The 20,085-nt window shown below is 40.4% G+C and carries 12 protein-coding genes; 3 read left to right on the top strand and 9 right to left on the bottom strand.

Annotated elements, in window-relative coordinates; all coding sequences use genetic code 11:
• Positions 1–30: 30 nt before the first annotated feature.
• A complete protein-coding gene (locus tag DQ356_RS06055; RefSeq protein ID WP_114303782.1) occupies positions 31–567 on the bottom strand; it encodes a type 1 glutamine amidotransferase domain-containing protein in 537 nt (178 codons plus the stop codon).
• Between the two features lie 47 nt (positions 568–614).
• Positions 615–1,148 (bottom strand): YciE/YciF ferroxidase family protein, encoded by a 534-nt coding sequence (locus DQ356_RS06050; RefSeq protein WP_114303781.1) that lies wholly within the window; start codon positions 1,146–1,148, stop codon positions 615–617.
• Positions 1,149–1,367: 219 nt separating this feature from the next.
• Between DQ356_RS06050 and DQ356_RS06045 the strand changes: the two genes are divergently transcribed.
• Positions 1,368–3,587, top strand: a complete 2,220-nt coding sequence (locus DQ356_RS06045; protein WP_114303584.1) for an NADP-dependent isocitrate dehydrogenase — start codon at positions 1,368–1,370, stop codon at positions 3,585–3,587.
• A 142-nt stretch (positions 3,588–3,729) separates the two neighbouring features.
• On the opposite strand, the gene DQ356_RS06040 is transcribed toward DQ356_RS06045, so the two are convergent.
• On the bottom strand, positions 3,730–7,947 hold the full coding sequence (locus tag DQ356_RS06040) for a fibronectin type III domain-containing protein (protein WP_114303583.1): 4,218 nt from the start codon (positions 7,945–7,947) through the stop codon (positions 3,730–3,732).
• A 381-nt stretch (positions 7,948–8,328) separates the two neighbouring features.
• Positions 8,329–12,972, bottom strand: a complete 4,644-nt coding sequence (gene dnaE / locus DQ356_RS06035) for a DNA polymerase III subunit alpha (RefSeq protein WP_114303582.1) — start codon at positions 12,970–12,972, stop codon at positions 8,329–8,331.
• Positions 12,973–13,099: 127 nt separating this feature from the next.
• On the opposite strand from dnaE, the gene DQ356_RS06030 reads away from it, so the two are divergent.
• Complete coding sequence (locus DQ356_RS06030) at positions 13,100–13,726, top strand: hypothetical protein (protein WP_114303581.1); 627 nt, start codon at positions 13,100–13,102, stop codon at positions 13,724–13,726.
• Between the two features lie 2 nt (positions 13,727–13,728).
• On the opposite strand, the gene DQ356_RS06025 is transcribed toward DQ356_RS06030, so the two are convergent.
• The gene (locus tag DQ356_RS06025) at positions 13,729–14,019 is read right to left on the bottom strand and encodes a hypothetical protein (protein WP_114303580.1); all 291 of its coding nucleotides are present in this window, start codon (positions 14,017–14,019) and stop codon (positions 13,729–13,731) included.
• Between the two features lie 208 nt (positions 14,020–14,227).
• On the opposite strand from DQ356_RS06025, the gene DQ356_RS06020 reads away from it, so the two are divergent.
• Positions 14,228–16,300, top strand: a complete 2,073-nt coding sequence (locus DQ356_RS06020; protein WP_114303579.1) for an alpha-ketoacid dehydrogenase subunit alpha/beta — start codon at positions 14,228–14,230, stop codon at positions 16,298–16,300.
• 43 nt (positions 16,301–16,343) lie between these two features.
• Here the strand turns inward: DQ356_RS06020 and DQ356_RS06015 are convergent, their stop codons facing one another.
• From DQ356_RS06015 to DQ356_RS06000, 4 genes are all read right to left on the bottom strand, one after another.
• Positions 16,344–17,327: an NAD(P)H-dependent flavin oxidoreductase gene (locus tag DQ356_RS06015; protein WP_185123771.1), complete on the bottom strand. Its 984-nt coding sequence runs from the start codon at positions 17,325–17,327 to the stop codon at positions 16,344–16,346.
• A gap of 28 nt (positions 17,328–17,355) precedes the next feature.
• Positions 17,356–17,559: a hypothetical protein gene (locus DQ356_RS06010; RefSeq protein ID WP_126723238.1), complete on the bottom strand. Its 204-nt coding sequence runs from the start codon at positions 17,557–17,559 to the stop codon at positions 17,356–17,358.
• A 120-nt stretch (positions 17,560–17,679) separates the two neighbouring features.
• Positions 17,680–19,041 (bottom strand): peptidylprolyl isomerase, encoded by a 1,362-nt coding sequence (locus DQ356_RS06005; protein WP_114303577.1) that lies wholly within the window; start codon positions 19,039–19,041, stop codon positions 17,680–17,682.
• Positions 19,042–19,144: 103 nt separating this feature from the next.
• Positions 19,145–20,065, bottom strand: coding sequence for a PfkB family carbohydrate kinase (locus DQ356_RS06000; RefSeq protein WP_114303576.1), 921 nt, complete (start codon positions 20,063–20,065; stop codon positions 19,145–19,147).
• Positions 20,066–20,085 lie beyond the last annotated feature (20 nt).

Below are 20,085 nucleotides of genomic sequence, written 5' to 3'. Positions count from 1 at the left end.
TTGGTTCTGATTATCTTATTTGAAAAGAAATTACTTGGAGAATTCCTTTATTATTCTTTCATTAAATGCTGGAATATCCTCAGGAGAACGGCTGGTGGTAAGATTTTCGTCTGTGACAACTTCTTCATCAACCCAATTGGCACCTGCATTTTTAAGATCTTTATGAATGGCTTTATAGGAAGTCATTTTTCTACCTTTCACTACCTCAGCATCAATTAAAGTTTGCGGACCGTGACAAATGGCGGCCACAGGTTTTTCTGCTTCAAAAAATTTCTTTACCCAAGCTACGGCTGCTTCATCAGAACGCACAGCATCAGGATTCAGCACACCTCCGGGAAGCAATAAAGCGTCATATTCCGAATGATTTGCTTCTTTCACGGTTTTGTCCACCGCAATGCTTTCTGCCCATTCATGATCTACCATTCCACGGATTTCACCGGATTTCAGGGAAATAATTTCTACCTGAGCACCATTTTCTTTTAATGCGTTAATGGGTTCCACAAGTTCAGACTGTTCATAACCGTCGGCGGCGAGTACTGCAATTCTTTTATTATTTAGATTTTTCATTTTTTTAAAATTAATTTTATTCATAAAAAATGGCCTTTTGGCCACGTTTATTTTGCCTTAAGGTTGATTTCCTTTTTGGCTAATTTCGTCAGATCCTTGTCGCAGGTTTTCTCTTCGTCGAGAGTTTCCAACATCAAGTTGAGGACTTCTTTTTCTTTGAGAAGCTTAGCATAAGTAGCCAACGTTCCATAAGAAGCGATTTCGTAATGCTCCACTTTTTGTGCAGCAGCGATAATCGCAGCATCACGTACCGATCCCGGTTGGGTTTCTTCCATGATACTTTCTGCTTCCTTGATGAGACCATCCATTGCATCACATTTTTCTGCTTCTGGTTTTAGTTTCAACGCTTTAAAAGCATCTTCCAAACGGGTGACCTGTGTTTTTGTTTCTTCCAGATGATCATCTATTGCTGCTTTCAAATTTTCTGAAGTCGCATTCTTTTTCATCTTTGGAAGTGATTTCACTAAGGCTTTTTCAGCCCAATACATGTCTTTCATGCCATCAATCATGAAATCTTTCAGTTCTTCTGCAGCGTCAGCCTTTGGTTTTATTTTGCCTGCTGCGGTACTTTTCTTTGCCATAATAATTTTTTTAATATTAAAATTGTTCGATTCGGAAAACAAAAATAAGGCTGAAAAAATGTTATTCCATAGTTTTGATTCAATTATGTAAAACTATTCAGATAAACTATAAATCATTTTTTTTCTCATTTCTGTGCAAGAGAATTGCGGTTCCTCTTCTTCAGGAATAGAAATTAAAACAGTAAATTTGTGATTCTTAAAAATGTAAAAAAAATATACATGTCACAGGCAAAAATTTATTACACGCTTACGGATGAGGCACCTATGCTTGCCACCCATTCTTTTTTACCAATTGTAAAAGCTTTTACCCAACCTGCCGGTATTGAAATTGCGGTTCCGGATATCTCCTTAGCTGGTAGAATTCTTGCGGTTTTCCCTGAAAATTTAACGGAAGAACAGAGAATTCCAGATGACCTTACTGCCTTGGGCGAGCTGGCCAAACAACCGGAAGCCAATATTATTAAGCTGCCTAATATTTCCGCATCAGTACCCCAGCTGGAAGAGGCGATCGCTGAACTTCAGCAACAAGGTTATGCCGTTCCGAACTATCCTTCGGAACCCAAAAATGAAGAGGAAAATGCCACACAAAAAAAATACAGCAAAGTTCTGGGTTCCGCTGTGAATCCGGTATTACGGGAAGGGAACAGCGACCGTCGCGCTCCCAAATCGGTAAAAGATTATGCTAAAGCCAATCCGCACCGCATGGGCGAATGGAAAGCAGACAGCAAAACAGAAGTAGCGCATATGGAATCCGGGGATTTTTATGACACCGAAAACTCGGTTACTGTGGATCATGACGGGAGGTTTCGGATTGTATTTTATGGAAATGATGGAAAGTCAACTGTATTGAAAGACTTTGCTCCACTGAAAGCCGGAGAAATTATCGACAGTTCTTTAATGAGTCTTCGATCACTTCGCACTTCTGTTCAGGAAGCGATTGAAAAGGCCAAGAAAAACGATATATTGCTTTCTGCACACCTGAAAGCGACCATGATGAAGATCTCTGATCCCGTCATTTTCGGTGTTATTGTAGAAACTTATTTTAAAGAAGTGTTTGAAAAGTATCAGGAAACGTTCCGCAAATTAGACATTAATCCAAATTTTGGACTGGCTACTTTGTACGAAAAGATTTCCGGACACCCACAGGAAAATGAAATAAAAGCAGATATTGAAAAAGCAATTGAGCAAGGACCGCGGATTGCCATGGTGAATTCTGACCAGGGAATTACCAATTTTCATGTTTCTTCAGATATTATTGTGGACGCTTCTATGGCGGCACTGGTTCGTGGCGGCGGCAAAATGTGGAACAAAGACGGGAAAGAGGAAGACACATTATGCATCATTCCAGATAGAACTTACGCTGGATTTTATTCGGCTATTGTAGCAGATATGAAGCAGAACGGCGCTATTGATCCGCAAACTTTCGGCTCAGTTCCGAATGTGGGTCTTATGGCTCAGAAAGCAGAGGAATATGGTTCACACGACAAAACTTTTCAGTTACCCGCCGACGGGACTGTAAAAGTAGAAAATGAAAATGGCGAAACCCTTCTGCAACAGAAAGGTGAAAAAGGAGATATTTTCAGAATGTGCCAAACAAAAGATGCTCCCATTCAAGACTGGGTGAAACTGGCTGTGAACAGAGCGAAACTCTCCAATACTCCTGCTATTTTCTGGCTGGACAAAGAAAGAGCTCATGATGCACAACTGATTATAAAAGTTGAGAAATATCTGAAAAACCACGATCTTGCCGGAGCGGATATCCGTATTATGGATGTGAAAGATGCCGTAAAAGAAACATTGAGAAGAGGACGAGAAGGACAGGATACCATTTCTGTATCGGGAAATGTTCTGAGAGATTACCTTACCGATATGTTTCCGATTCTGGAACTGGGCACTTCCGCTAAAATGCTTTCTATCGTTCCTTTAATGAACGGAGGCGGGCTTTTTGAAACCGGTGCTGGCGGTTCTGCTCCAAAGCATATCGAACAATTTATAGAAGAAGGCTATCTGCGGTGGGATTCTCTTGGTGAGTTTTTGGCATTGCAGGCCTCTTTGGAACATCTAGCTCAGACACAGGATAATGAGAAAGCCATGATTTTGGCACAAGCTCTGGATGCAGCCAACGCAGAATTTCTGAAGGAAGATAAATCTCCTTCCAGAAAATTAGGAGGTATCGATAATAGAGGTTCTCATTTTTATCTAGCAATGTATTGGGCTGAAGCTTTATCCCAGCAAACACAGAACCATGATCTGGCTGAAAAATTCAAGCCTGTGGCCGAAGCTATGAGAGCGCGCGAAGCTCAGATCAATGAAGAACTGATCGGCGCACAAGGAAAAGCACAGGAAATCGGCGGTTATTACCATCCGGATTCTTCCAAGTTAAATACTGCGATGCGACCCAGCAATACACTGAATGGGATTATTAGTTCGCTGCAATAATACCAACGTACTTCAATACGAAATAAACCTTCCGAATTTAGTTTGGGAGGTTTTTTTTTGTGTTATTATTCAATAGACAGATATTCTTTCAAAAAAAGAAGGCTACCCTAAGGCAGCCTTCCATTACTAAAAGTATTGTAGGTTATTTTTTAACCACTTTCACCGTTTTTACAGAACCGTTTCTGTAATCCAGTTTCAGTATATACAATCCTGATTTTAGTTCTCCTAAATGGATTTGAGTACCTGGAGTAGCAATGGTTTTCACCATTCTTCCGGAAGCATCTATTACGGATACTGATTTCAGGTCTTTTACATCAGAGATGTTGATCACGTCTGTAAATGGATTTGGATATACCTTCACTTCGCTGGTGGTTACTTTTGTTTCAGTAATTGCTAGAGAAGAAGTAAGAGCATACTCTACATCGTCAATAAGAACACTATTCGATGGTGTTGGATTATGTCTGAATGCTAAAGTTGTCACGCCAGTAGGTACACCTATAATTTCAATAATGAAATTATTTGCAATGGTTGTACTTGTTGCTATGAATGACCCTAAAATAGTAAACGTTGATTGATCGGTAGGATTATTTAAGTATCCTACTTCGATCACTCCGCCTGCAGTAATATTCGCTCTTGCTTTGAATTTGAGACTGTAAAGTCCCGTATCCAGATTACTAACAGCCGGCATTGCTACCATCGCTATATTGGAAGCACTGCTGGAATACATATACATCACATTAGGACTCGTACCGAAAGTTCCGCTTCTTGTATCTACAGTACCTGTTGTTCCAACTTTTTTCCAACAATTCGGAAGCGCAGGTGTTGTAACGCCATCAAAATTCTGTGAAAAAGTTTGTACAATATCACACGCTGTGGTCAGCGCCACTACAGATGACCAACCACTCTTGTCAGAAGCAGAACATGCGGATCTAATCCATGCATAATACGTAGTTGCTGGTGTTAATCCTGTTAATTGTGCAGAAAGTCCCGTAGAAGTTACAGAATTAGTAGCATCCAAAACTGTAGAAGCAGTAGGTGCAACGTTTGAGGCACTATAATACACTTCGTAACCAACACCAGGTACTGGAGTTGCTACAGTCCAAGTTAAATCTGCAGTAACAGGAGTCACACTTGCTACTGTCAGGCCTGTTGGCGCAAAGCATGTAGGTGTTGCGGTTACCTCAAAAGTCATGTCAAGATATTCGCCTCTTGTAAATACAAGACATGGATTGGATGGATTACTGGAACTATTATGAACGACCATTCTCATTCTGTAATTGCCAAGAGGTGTACCAGCAGGTACCGTGATATTTCCTGAAGTTCCATTTGTATAAGAAGTAGTATTATACACTCTTTCTGATGCATCAAACTGCAGATCATTATTCCAGTCTATCCACACTGCTACACCTGAAGTAGACCCACCTCCTACAGTAAACGCAATTGGAGTAGTGCTACCTGCATAATTAGCTAATTTCTGCGAAGCAGAAAGGTTTTGATAACCGTTCGTTCCCGCCGCTGCTGTGGGAGAATTATAATTTAAGTTAATTACAGCACCGGTGGAAGTAAAATTGGTGAACCAGGTGTTTTGATTTGTTGTACTTACTGGGCAATATCCTGTTGACGCCACTACTGGTCCAGTCCAAATACTAACATCGGAAGCCACACATTTAGCTCTTACCCATATATAATATACGGTATCGTTAGTGAGACCATTAATGGTTGCAGATACTGTTGCAGATGTTACAGAATTTGTAGCATCCAAAATGGTAGTGGCATCTGGGGCTGTATTCACGGTACTATAGTAGATTTCATATCCATTAGCCGGAGCAACACTTGGCGCTGTCCATGATACACTTACCGATGCTACTGTGCTTCCATCTAATACCAATGCAGTGGGTTCAGAGCAGGAGGGCGTTACATCGATATAGATATTATCAACATACAGTCTGTTCATATCAGCATCAGAATATGCATTAAATCCGAAATAATATACTCCTGTGGCAACTGGAACAAAGTCAACAAAATTATTTATAGCTGTGGTTCCGTTTACAACATTTGGATGATCAGCCAATATAGTATTCATTGCCGTGCTAGAAGCGGCCGTACCATAAGCGATCTTTAATTTTTCTGGGTATGTTGTACTACTTGCATTTCCATAATCATATTTAATACGATAAGAAATACCTGCAGTCATATTGATACCTTGTGTAAAGAACCAGGCGTTAGCGGGATTAGTACTATTATACACATAATTTAGCACTTTAGTATTAAAATCACCTGAACCTACGTAGGTATTCCAGTTATTACCGGATCCAGCGTTTTCTAACATTGTACAAGCTGGCATACCAGGTACAGTCACACTTTCAAAGTTCTCTGAATATGGAACATTAGTACTGTTACATGCAGTAGTAAAACTTCCTACAGATACCCATTCGCTGAACTCCGTTGCAGAGCAATTTGCTCTAACCCAAACATAATATACTGTATTGGAAGAAAGCCCAGACAATGGAGCGCTGATACCCATAGAAGTAACTGAGTTGGTACCGTCTAAAACTGTAGTACTTGTAGGAGCAGTGTTCACTGTAGAATAATATACAGAATATCCATTTGCAGGAGAACTCGGTGATGCAGTCCAGTTTACGGTAGCTGCATTCGAAGTTACACCTGAAATACTCGTTCCAAAAGGATCTATACAAGCCGGAGCTTGTTCCCAGAAAACATCATCCCAATAATAAGATTTACCGTCTGCATCATTTTTAATGGCAATTCTAGCTCCGGACGGAACTGTATTAGGAACTGCAACTGTATATTCGGAATCAGCAGCTGTATATGAAGTATTATTAATTGTTAAGGATTGAATTAAATTAAATGAATTATAATCGTTAACATCCGTTACGTAGCCGACATGGAGTATTCCCGGCGCCCCTGAACTTACTCTTGCTTTAAATCTTAACCAATGAGTACCTGCGTTCACATTTGAAGTAGAAGGCAGTACTACAATAACAGGATTAGCAGTAGCAGCTGCATTCTGATAAATATTGCGAGTTCCAGATGCAGGAGTCGTTGTGGTAATGGTCTGGTTTCCTGCAGATGTAGGAGGTACCAACCTGAACCAACACTGAGGCACTAAATCTCCCGTTGTATATGAATCAAAATTCTCAGTCACAGTAACAACAGGATCACATACAGTAGTGAAATTTCTCGCAGAACAGGTAGCTGAAGTAGTTCCCGAAGCACCGTATGCTGAAATGGTGTAATAGTAGATGGTTCCTTTGGTTAATACAGTAGACCCATTGTAAGTATAGGTGGTAACATTCCCCACATCTTCTGAATTTAAAATATCAGTACCTCCAGATGTGGTTCCTATTGAAATGCGATATCCACTTACGGATGCCACAGGATTCCATGTAAATGTAGGAGTGAGACTCATATTTTGTGCATTTGCAACAGGAAGCGTAACCGTAGGACAAGGAACGGTAGTAGTTATAGTAAAGGTACGTTCTGTACATCCTGTAGATTCCCCCGATACGTTATAAGAATACACGGTAAAATAATACTGAGTTCCATACATTAATCCCGCTGTATATTGATACGAGGTAACTGCACCAACATCTACTTTATTCATAAGATCTGTACCTCCAGGGGTTGTCCCAAGGGACACTCTATATCCGGCTGCATTTGCTGCTGCGGACCAAGTGAATGTAGGAGTAGAACTCACTGTAGTAGATCCAGCACTTGGAGCTGTCAATGAAGGACATGCAGGAGGCAATGGAGTGAGCCCAATTAATCCCGTTCTGGATTTAGTTGGGCTTCTGGTTCCTGTAGGTGGAGAAGCCGGGTTAGGAACAGTAGTATCACTTCTGTAATAAAGAGTAGAATTAGTAACACCAGAATAAGTATAAAACCTGTTCGATGAGGCAGTATAACCCGGAGTATCCTCCAAGACGGCAACTACAAGATTATCGGTATTATTGTAAGCAAAAGGAGCATTAAAGGTAATTGTCACTTCCCCTCCAACATTTGCTACATTACCGGTAAATACTTCCGTCAGAGATGCGACAGGAATCCAGGCTGTGGTTCCTGAAAATGTAGATAAAGTAGTATGTCCCACATAAACTTTCCATCCTACCGAATTTGAAATATCCGCTGCAGCCGGAAGAAAAAACTTAACTGCGGTGATATTTCCTGCAGATGCTGCACCAATTTCTGTCTTGGTAAAAATCTGCTGGGTGTAGCTGTAGCCGTAGTTAACATCAATGGGAGCGATTCCCGTCTGTGTTGTTCCCGAACCCAGATTAATCTGAGCATTGGTCACCGTGGCTATCAGAAATAATAGACACGAAAATAAAATTTTCTTCATACTTGTATTAATTTAAAGTTAATCGCAACAAATATAGAATAAAAAATCATATAATATTAAAATAAGTTAATTCATTGAAAAATTATAACGGAATATCTAATTTTGATTAATGAAAACTATGAAATCAAGCTGCATATTGAAATTTTCACATCAATATAATTTCAATATATAATAATAAACGAGACAAATACTGACATATAAATGTAAATATCGTAAAAAATTGCAACAAAATTTAGCAATTTACAAATTAATTGATTTCAATGGGAAGATTTGGAATATTTTCTTTAATATGAATCTGTATACAGATATCATTCCTATAAAATATTCCTTCAGTGATAGATCAGCGCACCCTAATCTCCATGAAAAACACTATTAAAGCAATCAATTCAGGAACAATTCATATTTATTTCGCTCTGTAAAAGCCTCCAGAATGTCGTGATTAATATGTACGGAGCTTTTCATGGAATGCAGTTCTATATGACTGTTATCTGCAAGATTGCGAAGATAAAAATGAATTTTATGCTCACCGTTGTTCTGCTGAAGTATCTGTTTGAAAAAATCAACATCTTCTTTCCGGAGATCCTGTATGTTCATCACCACTGAAAGGCTTTTTGCAAACCTTTCGAACGCTTCCTTCAGCTCAATCACATCCATAATGTTCACAAAAACACGTCCGTCTTTAGAAATGGTAAATTTGATTTTCAGGATCACAAAACGCTGAATATCCAGTTTATCACGAAGTCTCAGGTAATCGCGGTCGCCAAGGCGGAATGAATAGCTTCCGGTATAATCTTCCAACGTAATGAAAGCGACTTTTTCGCCGCTGTTTCTGCCATCTCGAATGGTGTATTCCGTCACAAGCCCGGCCACAGTGTATTCTTTTGCATTGGCGTTGAACTTCTGCTTTTCCCGAAAATCAGAAATTTCTTCGAAAAGCCGAATTTCTTCTGCGCCGAAATTCCGATCCCGAAAGGCATCGATTTCGTCCAGATTCAGAAAATTGAGTTGACCTTTTGCATCCACATTTTTAAGAGGTTCTTCTTCAGGCATTTCTTCTCCTTCTGCCAGTTCCATGTCAATAACCTCATCGGCAGCGTCATCGTCAGAAAACTTCACTGTTGAAAGAACGGTTTCCACCGGTATAATTTCCTCTTCTTTCCGAATTTCGAGTACTTCCTTTTTTGAGAAAACGCCCTGTATGAACTTATAATGGAATTTAAACTCGTCCAACGGATGTGCAGAAAGATAAAAACCGATAATTTCCTTTTCTTTATTGAGTTTGTACATATTGGGCCATTCGGGAGCGGGCAGAATTTTCGGAGGTTCTATTCTTATTTCATCAGCGAAATCTGCAAACAGGGAATTTTCCACTTCATTTTTATTTTCCTGATAGCTTTGTCCATACCTCAATAATTTCTCGATATTGGTTCGGCCTGCATTATCAATGTCAAAATATTGCGCACGGTGCCAGGTATCGATCTCATCAAATGCACCGGCAGTTACCAAGCTTTCCACTACTCTTTTGTTGATTTGTGAAGCAGGTATTCTTTCAAAAAAATCATAAATATTTTTGAACCTTCCATTTTTTCTGGCTTCTACGATGGCTTCACTCGGGCCTTCTCCGATCCCTTTGATAGCCCCGAGCCCGAAACGAACCTGTCTTCTGTCGTTCACCGCAAATTCATACTGGCTTTCGTTCACATCCGGCCCCAAAACATCCACACCCATATTTTTACAGTCTTCCATAAACATGGTGATTTGCTTAGTATTATTCAGGTTGTGGGTCATGACACACGCCATATATTCAGCGGGATAATTAGCCTTCAGATATGCGGTATGATAAGCTATCAATGCATAACAGGTAGAGTGCGATTTATTAAAAGCATATTCTGCAAAAGCTTCCCAGTCTTTCCATATTTTGTTGAGTTTTTCTTCATCCAGATTATTACTTCTTCCGCCTTCCAAAAACTTAGGATACATTTTATCCAGTACATTCTTCTGTTTTTTCCCCATCGCTTTCCGCAAGGTATCCGCTTCTCCTTTAGTAAAATTGGCCAGCTTTTGCGAAAGCAGCATTACTTGCTCCTGATAGACGGTAATTCCGTAGGTTTCTGCTAAATACTCTTCGGTTTCGGGTAAATTATAAACAATTTCTTCGATGCCGTGTTTCCGGTTGATAAAATTCGGAATATATTTGATAGGCCCTGGACGGTAAAGCGCGTTCATAGCAATTAAATCCGCAAAAACCGTCGGTTTCAGCTCTCTCATGTATTTTTGCATTCCCGGGCTTTCATACTGAAAAACACCTACCGTTCTTCCTTCCTGAAACAGCTGATAGGTTTTTTCATCATTGAGTGGAATTTCATCTGTATCAATACTAATCTGATGGTTTTTTTGGATTAATTTAATCGCATCTTTAATAATGGTGAGCGTTCTGAGTCCCAGAAAATCCATTTTCAGAAGGCCTGCATTTTCCGCCACAGAGTTGTCAAATTGCGACACAATAATATCGCTGTCTTTCGCCGCAATTGTGATGGGCACCAGATTAGAAATATCTTCCGGGGTAATAATCACTCCGCAAGCATGAATTCCGGTATTCCGGACTGCACCTTCCATTTTTTGTGCGGCAGCCATCACGGGATGGCGATAATCTTCCTCATCGCTGAGGATTTTTTTCATTTCCTCGACGAGCATTTTATCTTCCGGTGGAAGTTTGTCGTATTTGGAAAGCGCTTTGGCAATATTCATTCCCGGTATGGAAGGAACTAGTTTCGCAATCGTATTGGTGTCAGCAATTGAGAGTTCCAGCACTCTTCCAGCATCTTTCACCGCAGATTTACCGCCCAGAACGGAATAAGTGATGATTTGCGCCACATTGGTTTTACCGTATTTGTCCACCACCCATTTGATCACTCTGTCTCTTCCTTCATCATCAAAATCAATATCAATATCCGGCATGGAAACCCGTTCAGGATTCAGGAAACGCTCAAAAAGGAGATCATATTCAATAGGATCCACATTGGTAATTCCAATACAGTAAGCTACGGCAGAACCGGCCGCCGATCCTCTTCCCGGACCTACCGAAACGCCCATTTTCCGGGCTTCATTACAGAAATCCTGAACAATGAGAAAATAACCGGGATATCCTGTATTAGCAATGACTTCCAGTTCAAAATCCAGCCGTTCCGCAATTTCCGGCGTTATTTCTTTGTACCTGTGCTTCGCTCCTTCGTAGGTTAAATACCTCAGATAAGCATTTTCTCCGCGTTTGCCTCCATCTTTTTCATCTTCTTCGCTTTGAAATTCTTCAGGAATATCAAATTTGGGAAGTAGAACTTCGCGGCTTAAGGTATACGATTCAAATTTCTGTAAAAACTCATCGTAGGCTTCAAAAGCATCGGGATAATTTCTGAAAGCCTGTTTTAGCTCTTCTTCATCTTTAATATAAAACTCTGTGGATGGAAGTCCTTTTCTTTTTCCAAAACCTTTTCCAATGGGAGTTGACAGTTTTTCGCCGTCTTTGATGCAAAACAGAATGTCCTGAATTCCCGCATCTTTTTTCTCTGTATAATAGGTTTCGTTTTGCGCCAAAATTTTCACACTATATTGATCGGCGAATCGGAGGAGAACATCGTTCACGTGTTCTTCTTCCAACACTTCATGGTTCTGAATCTGGACATAGAAATCATCCCCGAAAGTTTCTTTCCACCATTTGAAAAGTTCCTCTCCTTTCTGTTCCCCAAATTCCAGAATCGTGGAAGGAATATCCCCGTTAACACCCGATGTCAGGGCAATAAGGTCTTCTTTATATTCAGCAATCATTTTTCTGGAAATTCTGGGAACTCCGAAATAATATCCGTTCACAAAGCCCAGACTGGAAAGCTTCGCCAGATTCCGGTAACCATTGAAATTTTTCGCCAGAAGCACCACCTGAGTTCTTCGGTCCGGATCATCTTTGGTAAACTGTTTTTGTTCAGGACGGTCTGAAATGAAAAATTCGCATCCCAAAACAGGCATCAGCAGCGGAGCGGGTTCAGTTTCAGAAAAATCTTCTCCATTTTCTTCCGCCTGCTTTTTTCTTTCCGCATATTCCTGATGTTCCTTCTGCAGAGGTTCATTTCTTTTTTCCACCTCAGCGATGAATTTAAATGCGCCCATCATATTGCCGATATCCACCATTCCCACTGCTGGAAATTTATTTTCGACGGCTTTATTGATGAGCTCCGGAATACCCGTGGAAGCCTGAAGCGAGGAATATATACTGTGATTATGAAAATTGAAATACCGGCCTAAATCCACATCGGGAGTTTCGCCCAATACCACTTTGGACTTTTTCTTTTTCAGTGCGGTTACCTGCCTTCTGATCACGATTTCAAAAGGGCGGATTGGTTCAGGATATCTGCTGCGGAATTCCTGGATTAGTTCTTCGGAAATCTTTAAATCCGTTGCATTAATAACCCCGATTCGCATCATTTCAAAGAAACACTGCGCTGTCGCATTCACATCGGCTGCAGCATTATGCGCTTCCTCGAATTTGTATCCGTACAGTTTTTCGTAAATTTCTTCCAGTTTCGGCGATTTGAATTTGCCGTTTTTCCCGCCCTGAAGCTGACAAAAATCGGTACCGAAAATCATGGTATCGGCTTTGGGAAGTTCCTGAAGATTATTTTCAATTTCTTTTCTGAAAAATTCAGCACCGATAATTTTATAATCGAATTCTACATTCTGTCCCACACCGAATTGTGCTTTTGTGAGCGCAGCGTTGAACTCATGCAGTACTTCGGACAGATCGCGGCCTTCCTCCTGAGCCAATTTCGTGGTAATTCCGTGGATCCGTGAAGCATTAAAGGGAATATCATAGCCTTCAGGTTTAATGATATAATCCTGATTTTCGATAAGATTACCTTGTTCATCATGAAGTTGCCACGCCAACTGAACCATCCTGGGCCAATTGCCTGAATCCGAAACGGGAGCATTAAAATTTTGAGGCAAGCCCGTGGTTTCGGTATCAAAAACTAAATACATTAATGGAGAATTTCGGTAAAATTAGAGGAAAATTAATTGAAAAAAAAATTGCGACATATGGATCCAGATTCTTTTTCTATTGAAATAATTTGCAAATGACTTTTCTGACACGCCTTACTATGAAGATATGTTTGAATTTGCAATAACGGCTTGGAATTTAGGGAACATGATGGTGCTGATGCCCTTGAAAGATAGCGAGGAGGCTATTAAAACCGTACATGATATGTCGATCAACAGAGAATTAATGAAAAAATTGATCGATTATAAAGCGAGTCATTTAAAAGAATATACGAATTTTATTGTGGATTTTGAGTTTAAAGAAACCAATGTGGATCCTGTATTAACCGTTGTTACCCAAGAACAAGAGACATTTCTGGATATGATGCTAAGTGAGATAAAGGACGAAGAATGTGAGGATGAATTTCAGGAAAATTTCATCAACCGCTGTGCGATCATTGTCACACCCTTAGAACCCTTTATTAACTGGTGTTCCGATTTATTTGCAGAAGAATTGGACTACGAGATTTTACGAGAAACAAGAGTGTATTTGGTGAGCGAAGACATTAAGGATCTGGAAGTGTGGATGCGGAAAAAATATAGCAAAATATTCGAATTTGAATTAGATTCCTGGCGTACTGATAAAAAGAAGTGGCCACAACGGAGAAATTTCAAAATGTTCAAAGAATGGTTTCGGTATGATGTCACCACAACGATCTTTGATTTCGAAAAAACACCTTTTTCTAAGCAGTTTTAACGTTAAAAGCACGTCACCCGATATTCGTACTCCGTTTTTCGGATATTTCCGTTAGTCAAAACTTCGGTGCTCACTACTCCGGATTCAGCTATGGTTCCGTCTGCGGTGCAATCGGTAGTGTTGATGGGTTCTTCGGTTCCCTGCGCGTTCCAGTCGGTAGTCGCCACAACATTATCAGAAGTTCCCTGATAATCAACCGTTCGTTGCCATCTTAGTTGGGAGCAATCACAATCAGTTGTAGAATTGTTACACGCCATCAAAAGCATAGATGAAAGAATAAGAATATATTTCATGATAAATAGTATTTAAACTGAGAATAAACTTGTCTGAAGAAAATATCAAAACTTTCACCATTTACTGCGATGACGGATGAAAAATGAATATCATGTAAAAACAATTTGAATTATTGGAAGTTGATAAAGAAAAATTTAATTTCAAACATTCTGCTAACGAGATTTTCACCGCTGGTCTTCTCTTAAAAAAATACTATCTTTGTTTTCTATGGAAATTATTAAAGAAAAAGTAGCTCACGATATTCTGTTGAAAGCGTACCGCCACATGATGCTGGCCCGTGCAATGGCCGATGTTTACGAGGAAAACAGATCCGTCACTACGTATGTTCATTCCACTTCCCGTGGCCACGAAGCCATACAATTGGCTACCGCTTATCACCTCACAAAAGACGACTGGGTTTCCCCGTATTACCGAGACGAAAGCCTGTTGATGGGCATCGGTTTTGAGCCTTACCGTTTGATGCTTCAGTTATTGGCGAAAGCTGAGGATCCTTTTTCAGGAGGCCGTTCTTATTATTCCCATCCTTCCAGTAGAGAAGAAGATAAACCGAAAATTATCCATCAAAGTTCTGCTACAGGAATGCAGGCGATTCCTACTACCGGTGTTGCGCAGGGAATTCAGTATATCGAAGAATTTAATCTTCAGCAATTTGACAATAATCCAGTCGTTGTGTGTAGTCTGGGCGACAACTCTGTCACTGAGGGCGAAGTAGCGGAAGCATTTCAATTTGCGGCACTTCATCAACTTCCCGTTATTTTTCTGGTTCAGGATAATGAATGGGGAATTTCCGTTACTAAAAAAGAAGCTCGCACTTCTGATGCCTACGATTATGCAGCAGGATTTGTCGGACTGAACAGGATGCGTGTAAATGGAACTGATTTCGCTGAAAGTTATCTGGCGATGAAAAAAGCCGTGGATTTCGTAAGAACGGAACGCAAACCCATGCTCGTATGCGCCTCCACAGTTTTGATTGGCCACCATACTTCCGGCGTTAGAAGAGAATTTTACCGTGATGAAACCGATCTGGAAAAACACCGTGCAAAAGATCCCGGAATACTCTTGAAAAATCACCTGATTCACGACGAAGGTTTTGATGAAAAAAATCTTGATGAAATAGAAATTCAATGCAGAAAAGAAATTGAAGAAGCATTTGAAAAAGCCATAAAAGCAGAGGATCCCAAAGCTGAAAGTGTAGCTGATCATGTTTTTGCGCCAACTCCCATTACCGAAGAAACCGGAACGCGAACTCCTGAAGGACAGGAAAAAATTGTAATGGTGGATGCCGCCATTCATGCGATACAGGAACTGATGTGGAAACATCCCGAAGCTTTATTGTACGGGCAGGATGTGGGTGAAAGAATTGGTGGTGTTTTCCGTGAAACGGTAACATTGGGAGCCAAATTCGGCGTAAAAAGAGTATTTAATACAGCGATTCAGGAAGCTTATATTATTGGTTCTACCGTTGGAATGAGCGCTGTAGGATTAAAACCTATTGTTGAGGTTCAATTTGCGGATTATATTTATCCGGGCATCAATCAGCTGATTACAGAAATATCCAAATCATCTTATCTTTCCTATGGTAAATTTCCTGTGAGCAGTATTATTCGTGTTCCCATCGGTGCGTATGGTGGCGGCGGACCGTATCACAGCGGAAGTGTCGAAAGTATTCTTGCCAATATTAAAGGAATTAAAATAGCCTATCCCAGCAACGCAGCCGACTTCAAAGGTTTGCTGAAAGCAGCGTATTATGACCCGAATCCGGTGATCATGCTGGAACACAAAGGACTGTACTGGAGCAAAGTTCCCGGCACCGAAGATGCTAAAACAATAGAACCCGCAGAAGATTATATCCTTCCGTTCGGCAAAGCCAATCTTATTCTGGAAGCTGATGAATCTGAGATGAAGAAAGGAAGAACAATGGTGGTTGTGACTTACGGAATGGGCGTTTTCTGGGCGAAACAAGCAGCGAAAAAGTTCTCAGGAAGAGTAGAAATTATTGACCTCCGAACATTGATTCCTTTGGATGAAACCCTCATTTTTGAAAGAGTCAAACTTCACGGAAAATGCATTGTACTTACTGAGGAACAAATTCAGAATTCTTTTGCTGAAGCATTGGCACACAGAATTTCAAAAAACTGTTTTCAACATCTGGACGCTCCGGTGGAAGCAATTGGAGCTATGAATCTTCCGGCTGTTCCGATTAATTTAATTCTTGAAAAAGAAATGTTGCCCAACGCAGACAAGCTGGCTGGAGCAATAGAAAATATTTTAAAATCATAAAAAAAGACCTTGGCAACGAGGTCTTTTTCACTTTTTTTGGAATCTAAAAGTCTGGACATTCGGTCTCCCGAAATTCTTTTAGCAGATTTTCAAATACTTTTTGCACCGGCAGAACTTCCTCAATCAGAGAAGACACTTGCCCTATTTCCAGTTCGCCTTCTTCCAGATCACCTTCGAACATTCCCCGTTTTGCGCGGGCACGACCTAAAGTTGCTTTCAGATTCTCGACATTTCTTCCATTCTCGTACAGTTGATCTATTTCTTGAAAAAATTTATTTTTTACCATCCGTACCGGTGCGAGTTCTTTCAAAGTTAACTGAGTATCTCCTTCCCTGAGTTCGGCTATTTTCTGTTTCCAGTTGTCATGCGCGCTCGCTTCTTCAGTAGCCGCAAAACGGGAGCCGATCTGAACGCCGTCTGCACCCAGAATCATCGCTGCTTTCATTTGAGAGCCCAACGCAATTCCTCCGGCAGCAATCAACGGTGTGGAAATGTGTTTTCTCACATTCGGGATGAGACAAAAAGTGGTCGTTTCTTCTCTTCCGTTGTGTCCTCCAGCTTCAAAACCTTCGGCTACTACAGCATCCACACCGGCCTCTTCGCATTTCAATGCAAATTTCGCCGAAGAAACGACATGCGCTACTTTTAATCCTTCTTTTTTCAGGGTTTCCGTATAAGTTTTAGGATTTCCGGCAGAAGTAAAAACAATTTTAACACCTTCTTCGAGAATAATGTTGATAATTTCTTCCAGATTAGGATAAAGCATAGGAACATTCACCCCAAAAGGTTTGTCCGTTGCCGCTTTACATTTTTGAATATTTTCTCTCAAAATATCAGGATACATACTTCCTGCACCAATTAATCCTAAACCTCCACAGTTCGACACTGCCGATGCGAGACGCCATCCGGAGTGCCAGATCATCCCGCCCTGAATAATGGGATATTGAATTTCAAAAAGTTTGGTGATTTTGTTTTGTTCTTCGCTGTACATCTTTTCCGCGATCCCAAAATGTATAAAATTCGACATGTTTTACCTTCAAAAAAATTAATATTTCCTATTTCAACTTGGCTATACTTCTATTCCATTTGTCGTAAATGAGATATAAAGCTGCTCCTGCAAAAGGCAAGAAAATCAGCATGAGTAGCCAAACAACGAGATTGATACCTTTCTCATTTCTCATCATTTGCATAAAAGCAAGAATCAGCAATAAGAAGTAAATTATGGTTCCGAACAACATGAGAAAGGGAGATATGATCATTGTAATAGTTTTAAATTGTAATTTGATTACCAAATGTATTGAAAAGGAATTTATTTCGCAAAAATCCTACCCTTGCAGACTAAAAAAATCCCCCGTTTTTTGAACGGAGGATGAATTTTTCTATTTCGTCAAAATCGCTTTCTGGAGATCGCCTTCGAAAGTACAGTTGGAGTAGCGGTTGTCGATACTGATAAATACGTGCGGAATTCTTTCCTTCACCCATTTGTCGATCATTTCGCTTTTCTTTTTGTTGAGTGCCATTTGCTTGATGCGGTCATAATCGGTTTCAATAGACAATTGGTGTGCAGGAATTGAGTCTTCGATTTTCACCATGGTCACCACTTTTCTGCGGTTCATTTCATCTTCGTATACTTCGGTGATGTCGCCTTTGTTGTACCCTGCAATCTGGTAACCCAAAGTTGGCGGAAGAGAAATTCTTTCCAGTTTATCGGAGCCGTCATTATTGGTCAGGATTCCGGCGTTGAATTTTGTTCTTTTATCGTCTGAAAATTTGTAAGCCGCTTCTTTAAACGTCATTTTCCCATCCATAATCAAGGTTCTGATGCTGTCTAATTCTTTTTTTGCTGCCGCAATTTCGTCGCTATTCGGCGTGGTCGCAATGAGAATATGCCGGGCATCATAAATTTTACCTGCTTTTCTTTCGAGCTGAATGATGTGGAACCCAAATTCCGATTCTATAGGATCGGATATTTCCCCTTCCTGAAGATTTAATGCTGCCGCTTCAAAAGGTTTTACCATCTGCCCGCGGGAAATATTTTTCATCAAACCGCCGTTGGCCGCAGATCCGGGATCTTCCGAATAAATGCGCGCCTGACTTTCAAACGATTCGCCGCTCAGGATGTCCTGCTTTATCTTTTTAAGTCTATTGATAATTTCCTCTTTGTGTGCTTCTGTCAACTTAGGATACATACTGATTTGAGCCAGTGTCACTTCATCTTTTACTTCAGGAAGCTGGAGCTTAAAGGTGTTGTAGAAATCGGTTACTTCGTTTGGCGTTACATCCGCTTTCATAGTGATGCTCTGATATTTTGCCTGTCCGTAATATTGATCAGTATCTATTTTTTCAATAGCATTTTTCATTTCAAAACCCGTTCTGAATTTGTATGCCGAGAGCATAGCTCTTTCATCCGGAAACTGAGAAAGGATCTGATTGTATTTCATCTCCACATTTTCTCTGATGGCGGCGGAACGGTTTTCAATCAGCGTATCTCTTTTGGCCTCGTGAACAATAATTTTATTGATTAGGATGCTTTCCATCACTTTGCATTTATCCAGCATCTGGCTTCCCTGTTGCTTGGCATAATTGATTTGCTCCTCCACATCCGATTCCAGCACTATTTCATCACCTATCACTGCAGCGATACCGTCTACCAACTGTCCTTTTTCCAGCTGTGCTGAGACCTGAACTGAAACTAACACAAAGAAAACTCCCAGTAAAAAAGAGCATTTTATCCTACTCATCCTATATATTTTTTTTAAATCAATCTGCAAATTTATAATTCTAAACCAATTAGGCTTCATTTTTTGTTATAATAATTTCTTAAACTTTAAAATCTAAAAAAAATTATACTTCCACTTCGAATGTTGTCAAATCCTTAAACTGCGCAATTCTTTCCGAAATTTCAGCGGGTGTAATTTCTTTCAATCTTTCAGTTCCGAATTTCTCTACAGTAAAAGATGCTAATGCCGAACCCACAATAATGGCGGATTTCATGGTTTCAAAATCAAAAGTTTCTTTTTTCACGAGATAAGAAGCAAAACCTCCGGCAAAAGTATCTCCCGCTCCTGTAGGATCGAAAACTTCTTCCAGCGGAAGTGCAGGAATGGCGAAAACTTTCCCTTCATGAAACAACAATGCGCCGTGTTCTCCCTTTTTAATAATGACAAATTCAGGACCCATGGCATGGATTTTTTTTGCTGCTTTCACTAAAGAATATTCTCCGGAAAGCTGGCGCGCTTCTTCGTCATTAATGGTAATCACATCTGTTTTCGAGACCATTTCCATCAGCACTTCCCAGGCCGTATCCATCCAGAAATTCATGGTATCCAGAATCACCAGTTTCGGGCGGTGGTTCATTTTTTCAAGAACAGAAAGCTGAACTCCCGGATGAAGATTTCCGAGCAATAACACTTCGGCATCTTGCATAGAATCAGGGATTTTAGGATCGAAATGTTCCAAAACATTCACTTCGGTTACTAAAGTATCGCGGGTATTGAGATCGTTATGATACCTGCCGCTCCAGAAAAATGTCTTTCCTTCTTTGATGATTTCAATTCCTTCGGTATTCACACCACGGTTGTTCAAAAGATCCATATCTTCCTGCGGGAAATCGCCTCCTACTACGGAAACAATCCCGGATTTTACATTCATTACAGAAGCGGCCAGCCCGATGTACGTAGCAGCACCGCCCAATATTTTATCCGTTTTACCGAAAGGAGTTTCGATGGCATCAAATGCTACGCTTCCTACGACTAATAATTTCATTTTTTTAAATTTCAGTTAAA

Source organism: Chryseobacterium lacus (assembly GCF_003336205.1).
GTDB lineage: Bacteria > Bacteroidota > Bacteroidia > Flavobacteriales > Weeksellaceae > Chryseobacterium_A > Chryseobacterium_A lacus.
The sequence above is the reverse complement of the archived record's forward strand: the minus strand, read 5'-3'. Positions and strand labels throughout refer to the sequence as shown.